Genomic DNA, 14,798 nt, shown 5'->3' on the forward strand with positions numbered 1-14,798 from the left:
TCACCACTCGCTCTGGCCGACGTCGCCCGAGGTGCGCTGGGACGGCGCCACCTTCAGCACGTCCGCGCCCGTGCGGCCCCGGATGCTCGTCACGTACATGTCCTCGATGAAGGCCGGCGGCGCGGAGAAGGTGCCCGCGAACTGCGCCCGCATCACGTAGCCCACCGTGCGCGGACTGTCGCTCCACCACGTGGGCTCCTCGAAGAAGAACGTGGCGCGCTCGGGGCTCAGCGAGCGCCGCTTGAGGGCCTCGGGAGCCAGCGGCAGCGAGTGCGGCGGACCGCGGAACTCCTTGTCCTCCACCAGCGGCACGAAGCCCGCCGGCACCGCGTCCTCCAGCACGTAGTACGCCGAGCGCGCCCGGTTCTCCCCGCGCGCGTCCAACGTCAGCTCCACGTACACCTCCTCGCCCTGGCTGATACTGTCGCCCGCGTTGAGCCGCACCCGGCCGCCCTCGCGCAGCACGTAGTAGGCGCGTTGCAGGCTCATGCCCTGCTCCACGGGCTTCACGTCCGCCAGCGGCGTGGCCGCGACGGCCCGCAGCGTCGCCACGCCATCGAAGCCGCCCACGTCCACCGCGCGGGTCCCCGGCTCCAGCGTGGCCACCAGGCCCATGCCTCGCGGCGAGAAGCGCACCTGGCCCTTCGCGCCCTTCACCTCCGGCGGCGCCAGCTTGCGGAACTCCTTCGCGTCGCGCTCGATGAGCCACATCGAGTGCAGCAGCGCCGTGCTCCGATCGAAGGTGGACAGCCCCGGCTCGGTCAGCGCCTCCAACAACCGCCGGCGCGCCTTGCTCACGTCCATCTTCCCGAAGGACGCCGCGTGACCCAGGATGGCGGTGAGGCCCACCCGGCGCAGCGGATAGCGCCACATCGCCTCGCTCGGCGCGGGCATGTTGGCCAGCGTGACGAAGCCCTCGTTGCTCTGCGCCACCAGCTCGTCGATGCGGCCCTTGAGCGCGGCCTCCTTCATCACCCCGGCCCTCTCCGCGGCCAGCACCGACAGCGCCAGCGGGTACAGGTCCCCGGGCGAGGCCCGCTCCACCAACGCGCGCACCCGGGCCGCCTGCCGCTCGCCGTCCAGCCGCGCCAGCACATAGGCCCGCGTGGCATCCCACTCGAAGGGCATCTCCCCCTGGGCCTCCAGCCAGCGCATGCTCTCGGTGATGCGCGGATCGTTGCGGTCCACCAGCCCCGCCTCCACCGCGTACGCCAGCCCGTCCAGGGCGATCAGCGTCATGGGCACGTCCGCCGCGCTGTAGCCGCTGAACCAGGTGAAGCCGCCGCCCTTCACGGACATCTCCAGGATGCGGGCCGTGCCCTGCACCGCGCGGCTGCGCGCCTCGGCCAGCAGGCCCTGGCTGTCCGTGTCGAGCGACTCCAGCGAGCCCGACTTCTTCAGCGTCTGGTACAGCGCCACGTTGGGCACCGTGGTGGACACGAGCTGCTCCAGGCACCCGTACGGGTACGTCAGCAGCTCGCGCACGTTGGAGAGCGCCGCGTCCACCAGCGACGGCTGCAGCACCAGCTCCACGTCGGAGAGGGCCGCGCTCGGGGCCGCGGGCAGGGACAGCTCGCCGCCGCCCCACTGCGACACCTTCACCGGATCCGCCAGCACCGCCGGCCGCACCGCCACCGTGCGCCTGTCCCGCAGCGGCTCCTTGCCCCCCAGCACCTCCACCGCCAGCTCGGCCGGGCCGGAGCGCTGGGCCTTCAGCGTGATGGGCAGCACCTGCTCGCCGCCCTGCCCCAGCTCCACCTTCTGCTTCGCCTCGGCGGACTCGAGCACCCCCGCCGCCGCGAGCCGCACGTCCAGCACCTGGCTTCCCTTGGCCGCCGCACCGGCCGACAGGCGCACCGACGCGAGCGCCTCGTCTCCCTGGCGGAGGAACTGCGGCAGCGCCGCGTACAGGTTGAGCCCGCCGCGCGTGGCGAACTCGGCCGTGGACTCGCCGAAGCGGCCCGAGGTGTCCGCCGCCACGCCCGTCACCACCCAGAGCGTCTGGTTGGCCGGCAGCTTGAAGCGCACCGTGGCCCGGCCGTCCCGGTCCGTCACCACATTGGGGCTCCAGTACGCGGTGTCGCGCTCCAGATCCTTCGCCTGCCGCGTGGGCGGCTTGATGGAGGCGAAGGCATGATCCGGCAGCCCCGCCATCTTCCGCGCGAGCACCTCGCCATAGCCGTAGCCCTGGAACTCGGAGGAGAAGAAGGTGGCCACGTTGTCGCGGCCCGGCGGGTAGAAGAAGTCCAGCACCTTGGGGCGGAACTCGTTCTGGATGGCGTAGACGGCCTTGTCCACCACGCCCACCGAGAGCTGCGCCACCACGCCCTGGCCCTCGTGGTTCGTCACCCGGACGTCGATGACCTGCTCGGTGAGCGGCGTGGCCTCGGCGCGCCGCGGCTGAAGCGTCACGGTGAGGGTGCGCTCGGCGGGGATGATGCGGAAGCCCACCATGCGCTCCTCCCAGCGGCCCGCGGCCGTCGGGTACGCCACCGACGCATACACCGCGCTGCCGAAGCGCTTCTCCACCTCGAAGGAGTGCACCAGCGTGCGGCCCTTCAGCTCCACCAGCTGCGTGCCGTACACCCCCGCGCCCGAGAGCGTCACCCACACCGGGCCCGCATCCGCGCCACCCGGGCCCCAGCTGTCCGGGAGCAGCGCCACGAGCTGCGCCGAATCCCCCGGCGTCAGCGTGCCGGAGAGCGACGCCAGCGTCAGGTTGGGCACCCGGGCCACCGGCTCGTCGGCGTCGCCGATGACGAGCGTCTGGTCCTCGCCCGTCCAGGCCTGTCCGCCCTTGTCCTTCACCGTGACACGGGCCAGCACCGCGCCCGCGTCCGAGGTGGGCACCTTCTCGCGGTGCACGCCATCGGCGCCCGTGGTGAAGCTCCGCTTGCCCAGGCTCTTCTCCGTGCCATCGGCCTTGCGGAGCACGAACTCCACCTCACCCGGCGTGGCGCCGTAGGGCTTGCCGCCCAGCGTGGTGGCGCGGATGTTCAACGTCGCCTCGGAGCCCTTCTTCACCACCGCCGCCGAGTAGCGCGTGGTCCCCAGCACCTCCACCTTGGACAGGAAGAAGGCGGCGCTCGCGTTGGCGAACGTCTCCTGGTCATCCCGCGCGCGCACGGTGAGCGTGTAGCGGTACGGCAGGCGATCCTCGCCCGGCTTGAGCGCGGGCACCGGAATCTCGATCTCCGCCTCGCCATTGGCGTCGAAGGTCGCGGCGCTCGCCCAGGGATCCTCCTCCACTCCGCGCTGGGCCACCGTGGAGAACAGGCGCTCGGGGACGCTCAGCCTGCCCTCCGTGGTGGAGGCCGAGCCGTACGTCACCGCGCTCCCCTGCCCGCCCATCCCCGCGTCATCCACCCAGGCCGGAGCGTCCAGCAGCGTGCGGTAGAGGAACACCTCGTACTTCGCGCCCGCGGGCACTCCACCCGCGTACCGGCGCGCCCGCACCGTGGCCCGCACCGTCTCGCCCGGCACCACCGTCTCCTTCTCCGGTTGCAGCTCCAGGTAGAAGGTGGGCTTCACGTAGTCCTGCACGCGCGCCTCGCCCTGGTGCGGCCGCGAGTCCAACTCGGCCATCACGCGCAGCACGCCGGTGCCCAGGTCCTCCGGCACCGACATGGTGCCATTGAAGCTGCCGAACTCGTCCACCCGCGCGCGCGTCTGCACCTCGCGGCCCTCGGCCGAGACGAGCTTCACCGCCACCTCGCGCCGCCGCGGCGTGAAGAGGCGCGCGAGGAAGCTGTCCGGCTGGCGTACCACGCCGCGGAACCTCACCTCGTCGCCCGGCTTGTAGATGGGCCTGTCGCTGTAGATGAACACGTCGGGCGCCACCGCCAGCGACGAGTAGAAGTCCGTGTCCACGATGGCGGTGTCCCCGCCCACCGTGGCCGTGGCGATGATGCGCGGCTCCTGGACGGCCAGCGTCACCTCGCCCTTGTCATCCGTGGTGCCGGCCGGCCCCTTCCCCGAGGGCAGATACACCTGCACCTGCGCGCCCGAACGAGGCTTCTGATCCCTCCCCGCCACGCGCACCAGCACCTGCCCATCCGTCTGCTTGAGCTGCACGGTCAGGTCGGTGACGACGAGCACCACCTGCCCCTCCACGCGGCCCTGGACGAGCTGGAGGATGTACATGCCGGCGGGCAGCGGCGGGAGCGTCACGCGGCGCTCCTCGTAGCCGCTCGAGTAATAGGAGGTGTCGAAGCCCGGGACGCTGAACTCGCGATCGGAGCCACCGAGATCCAGGTTCAGCCACTGGCTGCGCACCACGGAGAAGCCGACGGGCACGCCCACGAGCTTCTCGGGGCCCTCGGACACGCGGGCCAGCGGGCGGCCCGGAGGCGGGGGCGGACGCGAGGGCAATCCCGGCGCCACGGCCTTGCGGAAGTCCTCGTTGAGGGCGAACAGCAGGAACGAGCCCGGCGAGTGCGCGGCGTTGAGGCCGCGGCTGAGCGCGTTGCCGGGGTTCGCCAGGGTGGGGGGCTGCTGATAGGCGCGCCGGATCTCTCCCTGCGCGCGGATGAAGAAGTCGACGTCCGAGGGCTTGAGGACCCGCAGCTCGACGGGCCCCTTGGTCTCGAAGGCCACGTCCACGGCCACGGGCTCGTCGCTGCCGTAGGCACGGGGAACGGTGATGTAGAGCGGCTTGGCCGCCGCCACGCTGGCGGACACCAGCGCGGCCAGTACCGCGATGCGAGCGGAGAACCTCATGACCCGAACCCTCCCGGAACCAGCTTGTTGCCATCCACCGTGCCGCGCAGGCCGATGTACGGCAGCGTCTCCAATTCACGCCGCGCGGACTCGATCTCCGGCGGGGCCGCCTTCGGCCGCGGCTTCTGCGAATCCGTCTGGAGCTGCGACCAATAACCATCCGTCATCAGCGTCCCGAGCAGCCGTCCGGTGTGGACGCCGAAGGACACCGAGCCCTGCGCGCGCAGCCCCTGCACCACCGGCGCGGCCGCGTTGAGCATGTTGGGGCCCTGGCCCTCGCAGGCCCGGCGCACCCGCGCGAGCACGTCCGGCGTCGAGGCCAGCACGTGGTGGCCGCACAGCGTCGCGGTCTCCATCTTGTTGGGCCCGGAGAAGAGCTGCGCGAGCGCCTCGGCGTCCTCGGGCTGGCCCCACAGCAGGGCCACCTCGGAGGGCAGGTTCGCATCACCCCGGGGCGTCCACATCATCGCCACCTGACGCGTGCGCAGCGCCCCCACGCCACCCTTGCCGGACCAGAAGGCCTTGAGGGTGTTCGTATCCAACTTCTCGGGCAGCTTGAGCTGGAGCGCGAGCAGCACCGGTGTCTCCTCGGGGACGAGCTTCAGCAGCGACTCGGAGAACGGCGCGCTGTCCAACCGGGGCTCATCCGCGACGGGCCCGGAGATGCCACGGCCCACCAGCCGGTTGCCCTCGACGGCGAACTGCAGCCGGATGCCGTTGGCCACACCCACCACGTGCGTGAGCAGCTGCACCTCGCGGCCGAGCGACTCGGGAGCGAAGCCCAGCTCCATGTCCACGTCCTGCGGCGCCTCGAGACGCAGGTGCGGCTCGCACAGGCCCTGGAGCACCACCGCCGGGTGCCGGGCGAACACCATCCGGTTGTCCGTGCGCGCGACCCACAACCCCTGCTCGGCCACGAGCCAGCGCTCCAACCGGAAGCCCTCCGAGGGCACCTCACCCTCTTCACCCGGGCACGCGTCGGCCGTCATCTCGGCCCGGCGGACCACGTTGTGCATCGACTCGAAGGCGGCCACGGCGGCGTTGCCGGGCTCGGGGACGATGATGGCGGGAGTGCCCGCGCGGGTCTCACCGGAGAACCACACCACGCGGAACGGCGCGGCCAGCAGCTGCCCGGCCATGACGTCGAACACGGCGCCCTTGAAGGAGGCGCCCAGATCCTCGCCCCGGGTGTCGAGGAACGCGGCCCAGCCGCCCACGAAGCCCTTGCCGAGCGGCTTCTGGAGCTCGTCCTTCAGCCACGCGTTGCCGGTGAGCGCCTCGCGCACCTTGCCCGGCGAGTAGACGTCCACCCAGAAGGCGGGGGCGACGGGCTCGGAGGGCACCTCCATCTTCACCGGCTTGTCGGGCGCGGGAGGCAGCGCCTGGAGGACGGAGCCCGTGGAGGAGCCCGTCCCGCTGGACGCGGTGGGGCCGCTGGCGCCGGGGCCCGTCGAGGGACCGGAGCGACGGCCGATGACATAGGCACCTGCGGCCACCGCGACGAGCGCGGCGACGCCCACGCCCACGAGGACGGCCCGGGGAGGTCCGCCCCGGGGAGGCGGTGCCGGGGGCGGAGCGCCCGGCGGAGACGAGGGAGGGTTCATCGCATCCACTCCTTGAAGCGGAAGAAGCCGAGGAAGGCGGTGTTCTGGGGTACCGGGCGCCACTCCAGGGGCGCCTCGGTGACGAGCGACTGGAGGATGCCGGTGCGAACCGGAGCCCCCTTGTCGCCCGGGTGGTAGACGACGCGCGTGGGGGCATGCGCCTTGTCCTCCGGGCGCACCACGAGCATCAGGTGGAAGAGGGGGCCCGAGTCCCGCTCCTGCCGGAAGGCGACGAGGTCTCCGGTGCGCAGCGACTCGCGCGTGGCCTCGTCGCGGCCGAGCGGCGCGAAGCTGTGCGTGAGGAGCGTCTCGGCGTCGGCGAAGTCACCGGGCTGGCCCTTGTCGTCGCGCCACAGGGGCGAGTCGAGCCGCCTGGGGTGGAGGCGCCGGTACGCGGCGCGGAAGGCGAAGCGCACCAGGCCGGCGCAGTCGCGCTGGGCGGGGTTCCACTGGGGATCCATCCGGCGCACCTGCGCGAGCACCACGTGGGCCACCTCGCGCCGCAGCAGCGCGTCGAGGGACTCGGGCGCGGGCGAGGCCGCCTGGAGCGACAGGAGCAGGAGCAGCACGGGCATGGCGTCGGGGAAGCCTCAGTACTCCGAGTCCACGCCGCCGCTGGTGAGCGTCTTGACGGCCTCGTCCAGGTTGCGAGGCCACTCGGGGGCCTTGGGGGCCGGGTCCTGCGAGGGCACGTAGATCTCCGCCTTGCCATCGCCGAGCACGTTCACCCAGGCGAGCACGCGCGTGGTGCCGGGCGTGGCCAGGGGGATGCGCACCATGCGCCGCATCTCCTGGGGCGTGCCGCCGTAGAGGACGACGTTGAGGGTGGCCACGGTGTGGGCCTTGTCACCGCTGGGCCAGTAGTTGGTGGCGATGAGGTAGAGGCCCTTGGGGGGAGCGCGGTGGACGTAGAGATAGGGCCCGTAGGCGGGGTCGTCGAAGTCGCCGCCCTGCTCGTTGAGGAAGAAGGTGCCGCCGCTGGGGCTCTCGGTGTTGGCCCAGTAGACGTGGGCCATCTTCTTCAGGTCGAGCACCTGGCCCGAGCCGTCCGGGGCCTGGGAGAGGCTCTGCTGGGTGGGCTCGTAGATGTGGAGATCGGTGTAGACGCCCTCGGTGTCACTGGTGAGGACGGCCTTGAGGGGGACGGGAGGAATCTGCGCGTAGCTGGTGGCCTGGGCGCGGGCGGTGCCGGCCTGGTTGGTGGCCAGGACGGTGACGACGTTCTTGCCGCTGGCGGCGGGGAACTTGCGCTTGAAGCGCCCGCTGAAGGTGCGCATCAGGTAGCGGTCGCCGTTGATGGAGATGACCACCGGGTCGATGGTGGTGTCGCTGACGGTGCCCTCGACGAGCAGCATCCGGTCCACCGTCCAGCCGCCGGAAGGCGCGGTGAGGCGCACGGTGGGCAGCGTCTTGCCCTGGCCGATGGGAACACCCTGCTGACGGGAAGGGGCGGTGGGCGCCGGGGCCTGCGTGAGCAGCACGGCCAGGAGTACGGGGAGCATCGAGGGCTCGTCCTGTCGGAAAGTGGATGGACGATCCCGAGCCTGCGGCAGATGGCCGGCGCTTTCAAGCCACTCCGCCGCTTACTTCACGCCGGCTCGAACCACGTATGGCCGTAGTCGTAGCAGAGCTCCTCGCCGGGCTGGATGTCCCTCAAGGCGACCGCGGCGCCCGTCTCTGGCACCGGTCCATCGACGAGCTCGACGTTCGGCGTGTCCGAGTGGTTGTAGAGCGCCAGCAGACCCCATGCGTACGCCTTCTCGCGGCCGGGCTCCTGGCCCCAGGTGAACACGTGGTGCAGCGCCTGGCAGTCCCGGTGGTCCATCTGCTTGAGATCCGTGGCCGGGAAGCGGCTGATCGGCGCCCACTCGATGATGGTCCCCTTGGGGAGGAATCGCCGTGCGAAGACTCCCCTCCCCTTGCCGGGGATACGTCGCCATTCGACGTTGGGGTGGAACTGGTTGGCCGCGATGAGGGTGTCTATCTCGGGGTTGTTCATGGAAGGACGGCTGCCGGGTTGCGAATGCCCAGATAGTAGGAACGACCTCGGAACGCCACCATCCCCTCCCCGCGCTCCACGCGTTCAGAGCGGAACACGTCCGCCAACCCCTCGGGTCGCGTCAGGCGCCTTCCACTTCCTCCTCGGACGCGTCTGGCTTCTTGCCACTGAGGATCTGCTCGATCTCCGCGTGCGCCACCCGCGCCTGCCCGGCGTCGAGCCGCTTCACCGCCTCCATCTGCTCGATGATCCAGTGCGCCCGCTTCTCGAGCGCCTTCGAGCCCGAGGAGGGTGAGCGCTTGCGTGGCGCCGGGAGCATCGCCGCCAGGATCGCTCCCTGCGCCGGCGTCAGCTGCGAGGCCGGGATGCCGAAGTGCTCCCGCGCACCCGCCTCGATGCCGTAGACCCCGTTCCCCCACTCCACCACGTTCAGGTACAGCGAGAGGATGCGGTTCTTCGGCAGCGACGTCTCCAGCCGGTGCGCCAGGATCAGCTCCTTGCCCTTGCGCAGCAGGCTGCGGTCCGTCGACAGCCAGAGGTTCTTGGCCAGCTGCTGGGTGATCGTCGAGGCCCCTCGCCCCAGCTTCCCCTTGCGCATGGCGTCTTCCAGCGCGTTCTCCAGCTCCTTCGTGTCCACGCCCTCGTGCAGGTAGAAGCTCGCGTCCTCCGAGAGCAACACCGCGTCGATGGCGTGCTTCGACACGTTCGACAGCCCCACCCAGGACTGAGTCCGCCGCACCTTGCGGCCGGCCTCCTTCGCCTCCTGCGCGCGCTGCTCCATGAGCGCCGTCGTCTTCGGGTTCTGCTTCAGCAGCGGGGCCGCGTCCGGCAGGCGCGTGTACTCGTAGGACACGAACACCACGAGCCCCAGGAAGCCCACCATCAGCAGCGTGCGCACCAGCCCGCCGCCTCCGCGCTTGCTCGCCTTCCCGACCTGCTTCGCCTTGCCCGTGGTGGCCAGCTTCGTCTTGCCCGTGTTCGCTGGCTTCACCTTGCTCGTACCGCTCTGACTCAGTTTCATCGTGCGGCTGCCCATGTGGGTGATCCATCTACATCGAAGATCCCCTGGAGGAAATTTCGTCTCCCGGGGTGCCACTCCCCGGGCGATCACGACGGGGCTCGCCCCCTCGCCACTCTCCTACCCGATGTGAACCCCACGCCCGATTCCTTCCCTGAAGGAGGGGTCCATGTCCATTCGACTGATGTCCTGGGGTGTCCTCGCCGCGGGTGCCATCTTCCTCGGTTCAGCCTGCACTCCCACCGCCGATGCGCAGGAGTCGTCCAGCGACCTGCGGAAGGAGGGCGCCTTCTGCGGAGGCTTCGCCGCCATCCCCTGTGCCGAGGGCTACGTCTGTGTCGACGACCCCTCGGATGATTGCGATCCCAACCAAGGGGGCGCCGACTGCGGCGGCATCTGCCAGAAGGCGCCGAAGAAGGAATGCGATGACCCGAGCCGGACCTACGTCTCGAGGGATCCGGAGCGGTGCGCGGCCATCCGGTTCGTCTGCGACCCCGGTCTGGCTCCGTTCTTCGATGACTGCGGCTGTGGTTGTGAGCCCGCTCCGTAGTCCGGCGGGCGCACGAAGCTACATCCGCAACTACACGGGGCACGCACCCGAGGTGAACCGACTACCGGGGTTGCTCAGGCGGGGTGTCCTGGTGGGGTTGGTTCAACGGAAAGAGTCCACGACGAACACGCCAGAGGACGAGAATTCGAGCACCGCCATTCCCGGTTTCGATTCGGGCAGTTTCTTTAGCTGGCCATGCGCGAGCCTTGCCACCGCGCAAATCGGGATCGTGTCGCCGTGTGGCGGCCTCGCTTCGTAATATCGGACGACGACCTGCGGGCCACCTGTCCAGACTCGTCCGTATAGCCGTGTAGGTGCTTCAAGTGGTCCGAGAGGTTCGTTCAACATGCTCTCGACAGGCCCGTCATACAGGGTGATTGGGCTGGTGTCGGTCTGGTTCACATCAAGTTCAACGAAAGCCGAGTCCCCAGGACGCAGCCGAAGAATTCGCATCGCCGTAAGGGCCTCCTCCGGACACTTCTCCGGTCCAGGGCTGCCATCCGGACGCAAGGGCACTCCCGCCGTTGGGCAACCCGTGGCCGCGAGAAACAGGAGGAGAGAGGGGCGAATCAGTGCTCTAGCCGAACGCATGAGCAACCCTCTTACTTTTTGAAGAGACTACGATCCAGCGTCACATGCGCCGCCAGCATTCCGTCGTGGCGAAAAATTCCCAGGGCAAGCTTGCTGGGGCCCTGTGGCGAGTCAAAAGCGCTCTTATCCGCGACAACGGCGACAAATCCTGTTTCGCCAGGGGGAATCACCTTTTTGTTCGTTCGTAGGGCAAACGGCCTTCCTTCACCGACGAACAATGGAGGCTGGGACCCCGGTGGTAGCACAAACAGGCGAGCGTCCATCAATCTCCAAGGAGTGGATGGGTCTTTGTTTGTCACACGAAACAGAACCGCCACTTTTTCCTTACCATCGGTAAGAACGCTAGCTTGAATGTTCGAATCCTCATTCTTGAAGATCCAGGCTTTACGGATCACAAATGGTGTGAACCTCACCGCGCCTTGCGTAAGGAGCGCCGCGAGGGTGTGGTTTTCAGACGACCCCGTAAAGCTCTCAACCGTGAGTTGATCCCAAAGCTCACGCTCCCTTTCTTTGGATTCCTCTAGCTGCTTACGAAGCGCATCTGGAGCGTCCGGTTCCAAGAACACGTTTACCTGTTGGTCGGGCCACTCTCCCTCCTTCCAGCTTGACCCTGAAATGGTAAAGGGTACTTCCGTCCCATCCGCGAGCCGGACCACCAAGAGAAATCGGTCCTCGGGCTCAAGGGTTTGAAGCGGTTCAATGAGCACTCGCTTCCCGGCACACGTCACCGGCTCAAAACGACCTTCCCACCCCAGCATTTTCGTTCCTGCCTCGGTGCAGGGTTGCTGAAACCGGAGAACGGTCGTCACGTCACGAGTCACGAATAGCTGTTCGGCCCTCTCCTGCGGGTCGTTCCGAACGTAGACACTCCGGACTGAGGGGAATCGCTCCCTCGCCATTGCCACAGACGCTATGACGACGAGAAACAGAGCAGACCGGGGAGGTAAGAAATTCCGCATACAAGGGGCCAACCTATCCGATAACCCGAACGAACATCCAGCCCTCCGAGCCTTTGCCCGTCATAGCGACCTAAAAGCCCGCCGCTCTAGGCTGGAGAGCATGAACAACGTGACTTCCTGCTTCTTCGCCAGCGTGGCCCTCCTGTGGGGCATGCTCGTGTCCGGTTGCTCAACTGGTAGGGCGCATTACGCCTACTCCGGTGGAACGCACTACACTTACACGTCGAACCGTCCCGTAGTCCTGGCGCAAGCGGCAACAATGGACTGCCGACCTGGCGACTCCACCATGACGTGCTGCATCAAGAAGCATCCACAGGACCCGGTAGGCGCTTGTGGGGCCACGCAATCCGAGGTTGATCAGGTGCTCAGGGCTGCGCGCGCCGATGCTGACGATGACGACTACTCCAACAACGATTCCTTGCCCGAATGGAAGCAGGATTGCATTCGGAACTACAACAGGTGCCAAGATCGTAAATGGACGGGCAATTGCCACGACTGCATGCGCTTGTGTGAAGGGCAGCAAAAATGGCCTTCTGGCAAGTGCCACGGGAAATAGGTAGAGGCGCGTACATGGCTGAAGAGACGGACTTGGATGATGTATGGGTGCTGAGTCGCAACGTTCTTCAGAACGGAGCCCCGTTGGAACTCAACGACGAGATGCGCGCCCTTCTTTTGAGGACCGCTCAGCAGGTGGCCATCAGCCAGCAGGACGCGGAAGATGCTCTGCGCAGTCTGCCCACCGCAACGACGCTGCTAGGAGAGATCCACCAGCGCATTGGGGAAGGGTCCCGGCGACTCAACAGGGCCCGAGACCGGGTGGAAGAACTTCAAGAAAAAGGGGACCTGAACGGGGCACAACAGCTCATTCGTGACGTGCTCTCGGTGGAGGTTGTCCCCTTCTACCGGGAGCAGGCCAAAATCCTGCTAGACGAATTGACGGGACTTGCCGAGGTGCTCGCAACCGGGCGGATCAATCCGGACCTACACGACCGGCAGCAACTCGCGGCGCTCTCCCTCCGAGTTCAGCAGGGTCACGCCCTGGAACTCACCGACGACTTGCGCGCCCTTCTTCGCCGGACCGCCCCCACGGCAGCCATCAGCGAGACCGAGACGGAAGAGACCCTAAAGAGCCCGGAAGGCGCCGAGGCCCTGATGGGGATGGTCCTCTCTCGCTTCCGGGAGAGTGAGCGCCGATTCTTGAATTCGATGTACCGGATGACGAGGCTCCGGGACTCGGGAGACCTTGAAGGTGCGCGCCAGCAGATGCGTGACGTGCTGGCCGTGGAGATCGTGCCGCAATACCGCCGGATGGCCGAGGAACAGCTAAGGGGCCTCGACAGCCCGCCCCCGGAGTCGTGACCGGCTCGAGGAGAGGGGACGTCCACGCGCTTACGGGAGGACCTCCACCGAGGTGGCCGAGAGCTTCACCTTCACGTCGACGGAGTCTGGCCACACGTCCAGTTCGTCGACGATGCCGCTCTTGTTCACGCCCACGCGCAATGTGTACGTGCCATCCGGGATGTCCGTGATGTCCAGCCATTGGCACGGATAGTCCGCGGAGTACACGTCCGCCCAGCCCGGCGAGATGCCCTGTGACTCGTCCTCACGAATGGCCTGCGGTGTCGCGTCCCCACAGGAGGGCGTCAGGTCCACCAGGAAGAAGCCCTGCTTGCGGCCCACCGCCACCACCTCGCTCCTCGCATCGAGCAGCTCGTAGCTGGCGAACCCGCTGAGGTGATGGTGCTGGTGGCACGCGTCGAACTCGTAGAGGTCCGGCCGCTGCTCGGGGGATGGAATATGCACCGCCCCCGAGCCCAGGTTCTGGATGGAGACGCCGAAGCGCAGCAGGCGCCGGTTCCCGGGGGCCCCCACGCACCGCTCCGTCACCTCGCACGACTGCTCCGAGAAGCTTCGCGGTTCCACGTACAGCGTGCGCGCGAGGACGTCCGCGTCCACCGTCACGTCCGGTTTGCCCTCGCTCGACAGCCCGCAGGACCTGGGCTCCTTCAGGAAGGGCGCGGACGGCCCGGACGGCACCCTGCCTCCGCCGAAGGCCACCACCCTCCCCGGCTGCGTCGCCTGCGTCGGCGCCAGCTGGTCCTGCGGTGGAGCCAGGCCCGCGAGGAGATCGGCGTATCCGTCCCCGTTGAGATCCCCGGCGCCCACCACCGCGTAGCGCACGTACCCGGGGAAGCCCGGTCCCAGCGAGTCGCTCCTCGGCCAGGCCCATGCCGGGCGCAGCTCGGCGGAGAGCGCCTTCTGGGGGAAGAACGCGTACAGGCGCCCCATCGAGCCCAACAGGAACTCCGTCCGCTGGCCATCCCCGTCCAGGTCTCCCGCGAACATGGCCGCGCCGCCGAAGCCCGGAAACACCGCGTCCCCGAGGAGGTTCCAGATCGGCGCCGGCGAGACACCGCCCTCCGGCTGGAACAGGTGCACCTGCACGCGGCCCGCTCCGCTGAGGAGGACCTCGGGGTGTCCGTCTCCATCCTGATCCGGGAAGAACGCCGTCACGTCCTCGGGGGCATTCCAGACGCGTGAAGCCGACACGCCGCCCTCGCAGACTCCAGGCGCGTCCGGCCCGCATCCGGGGAAGAGCTCCGAGCCTTCCGCGGTCACGCGCAGCAGCTCCCCCCGCCCATCGCCATTGAGATCACCCGCCGGGATGACCCGCGCGGCGAGCTCCTGGAAGACCCGCACCTGGGTGAAGGGCTCCTGGGCACCGGGAGTGGCGCGAAGGATGTACGTCACCCTCCCCGCGCCCTGGGTCACGACGAGGTCATCGAGCCCATCGCCATCCAGGTCGGAGAGGAAGCCAGACACATGGATGCCGAGGAACGGCACGCGGAACAGGGGCTCCTGGAGCACCGCGCGGAGCTCCTCGCCTCCCGCGAAGACGAGTGTCCCCGCGGACTGCGCCCGGACGAGGATGTCGGCGAAGCGATCTCCATTCACGTCGCCGATGGACACCACGCCGCCACGCCCGTTCGCGAACGGGTTGGGGTTGCGCCAGTCCAGCTCGGCGACGACGGGCTCGGAGGAGAAGGACGCCCCCTCGCCAGCGTAGAGGACCAGGTGGCCCTTGCCGGTCATCCCCGTGCACGGGGGCGCGGCGACCACCAGGTCCCACGTCCCATCCCCGTTCACGTCCCCGAGCGCGATGGAGTGACCGAAGCAGGACTGCCGGAGCGGCCCGGGCACCTCGATCGTCCAGAGTGGCTTTTCGGACAGGACGGGGGCCTCGCCCGGTGAAGGGTCCGGTGGCGGTTCGGGCTCCTGGGGACGGCAACCCCCCCACATCGCCACCAGCGTGAGCGAGATGAGCACCCGGCGCATTCTCATGATCGACCCCCCTCGG

At 68.6% G+C, this 14,798-nt stretch carries 10 protein-coding genes; 2 read left to right on the plus strand and 8 right to left on the minus strand.

The window, feature by feature from the left end:
• From NR810_RS02490 to mtgA, 6 genes are all read right to left on the minus strand, one after another.
• Window positions 1-4,719: an alpha-2-macroglobulin family protein gene (locus tag NR810_RS02490; RefSeq protein ID WP_257447145.1), complete on the minus strand. Its 4,719-nt coding sequence runs from the start codon at window positions 4,717-4,719 to the stop codon at window positions 1-3.
• Window positions 4,716-6,323 (minus strand): hypothetical protein, encoded by a 1,608-nt coding sequence (locus tag NR810_RS02495; protein ID WP_257447147.1) that lies wholly within the window; start codon window positions 6,321-6,323, stop codon window positions 4,716-4,718. Before NR810_RS02495 ends, NR810_RS02490 begins: the two co-directional genes overlap by 4 nt.
• Window positions 6,320-6,898 carry a DUF1175 domain-containing protein gene (locus tag NR810_RS02500; protein WP_257447149.1) on the minus strand — a complete coding sequence of 193 codons (579 nt, stop codon included), beginning with the start codon at window positions 6,896-6,898 and terminating at the stop codon, window positions 6,320-6,322. Before NR810_RS02500 ends, NR810_RS02495 begins: the two co-directional genes overlap by 4 nt.
• A gap of 15 nt (window positions 6,899-6,913) precedes the next feature.
• Window positions 6,914-7,825, minus strand: a complete 912-nt coding sequence (locus NR810_RS02505) for a DUF2135 domain-containing protein (protein WP_257447151.1) — start codon at window positions 7,823-7,825, stop codon at window positions 6,914-6,916.
• A gap of 86 nt (window positions 7,826-7,911) precedes the next feature.
• Window positions 7,912-8,322 (minus strand): SET domain-containing protein, encoded by a 411-nt coding sequence (locus NR810_RS02510; protein WP_257447153.1) that lies wholly within the window; start codon window positions 8,320-8,322, stop codon window positions 7,912-7,914.
• A gap of 121 nt (window positions 8,323-8,443) precedes the next feature.
• A complete protein-coding gene (mtgA, locus tag NR810_RS02515; RefSeq protein ID WP_407653752.1) occupies window positions 8,444-9,343 on the minus strand; it encodes a monofunctional biosynthetic peptidoglycan transglycosylase in 900 nt (299 codons plus the stop codon).
• Window positions 9,344-9,509: 166 nt separating this feature from the next.
• Here mtgA and NR810_RS02520 point away from each other — a divergent pair, with 166 nt between their 5' ends.
• Window positions 9,510-9,890, plus strand: a complete 381-nt coding sequence (locus NR810_RS02520; RefSeq protein WP_257447155.1) for a hypothetical protein — start codon at window positions 9,510-9,512, stop codon at window positions 9,888-9,890.
• A gap of 602 nt (window positions 9,891-10,492) precedes the next feature.
• Here the strand turns inward: NR810_RS02520 and NR810_RS02530 are convergent.
• Window positions 10,493-11,440, minus strand: a complete 948-nt coding sequence (locus NR810_RS02530; RefSeq protein ID WP_306817768.1) for a DUF2381 family protein — start codon at window positions 11,438-11,440, stop codon at window positions 10,493-10,495.
• A gap of 570 nt (window positions 11,441-12,010) precedes the next feature.
• On the opposite strand from NR810_RS02530, the gene NR810_RS02535 reads away from it, so the two are divergent.
• Window positions 12,011-12,799, plus strand: a complete 789-nt coding sequence (locus NR810_RS02535; RefSeq protein WP_257447160.1) for a DUSAM domain-containing protein — start codon at window positions 12,011-12,013, stop codon at window positions 12,797-12,799.
• Window positions 12,800-12,829: 30 nt separating this feature from the next.
• On the opposite strand, the gene NR810_RS02540 is transcribed toward NR810_RS02535, so the two are convergent.
• Complete coding sequence (locus tag NR810_RS02540) at window positions 12,830-14,782, minus strand: lysyl oxidase family protein (protein WP_257447163.1); 1,953 nt, start codon at window positions 14,780-14,782, stop codon at window positions 12,830-12,832.
• Window positions 14,783-14,798: the final 16 nt, after the last annotated feature.

Source organism: Archangium lipolyticum, assembly GCF_024623785.1.
Lineage (GTDB): Bacteria > Myxococcota > Myxococcia > Myxococcales > Myxococcaceae > Archangium > Archangium lipolyticum.

Excerpts from the sequence above, each read along its gene's own strand:
- NR810_RS02510 (WP_257447153.1), bottom strand. The coding sequence starts at position 8,322 with ATGAACAACCCCGAGATAGACACCCTCATCGCGGCCAACCAGTTCCAC.
- NR810_RS02505 (WP_257447151.1), bottom strand. The coding sequence starts at position 7,825 with ATGCTCCCCGTACTCCTGGCCGTGCTGCTCACGCAGGCCCCGGCGCCC.
- NR810_RS02535 (WP_257447160.1), top strand. The coding sequence starts at position 12,011 with ATGGCTGAAGAGACGGACTTGGATGATGTATGGGTGCTGAGTCGCAAC.
- NR810_RS02530 (WP_306817768.1), bottom strand. The coding sequence starts at position 11,440 with ATGCGGAATTTCTTACCTCCCCGGTCTGCTCTGTTTCTCGTCGTCATA.
- mtgA (WP_407653752.1), bottom strand. The coding sequence starts at position 9,343 with ATGAAACTGAGTCAGAGCGGTACGAGCAAGGTGAAGCCAGCGAACACG.
- NR810_RS02520 (WP_257447155.1), top strand. The coding sequence starts at position 9,510 with ATGTCCATTCGACTGATGTCCTGGGGTGTCCTCGCCGCGGGTGCCATC.
- NR810_RS02540 (WP_257447163.1), bottom strand. The coding sequence starts at position 14,782 with ATGAGAATGCGCCGGGTGCTCATCTCGCTCACGCTGGTGGCGATGTGG.
- NR810_RS02495 (WP_257447147.1), bottom strand. The coding sequence starts at position 6,323 with ATGAACCCTCCCTCGTCTCCGCCGGGCGCTCCGCCCCCGGCACCGCCT.
- NR810_RS02490 (WP_257447145.1), bottom strand. The coding sequence starts at position 4,719 with ATGAGGTTCTCCGCTCGCATCGCGGTACTGGCCGCGCTGGTGTCCGCC.
- NR810_RS02500 (WP_257447149.1), bottom strand. The coding sequence starts at position 6,898 with ATGCCCGTGCTGCTCCTGCTCCTGTCGCTCCAGGCGGCCTCGCCCGCG.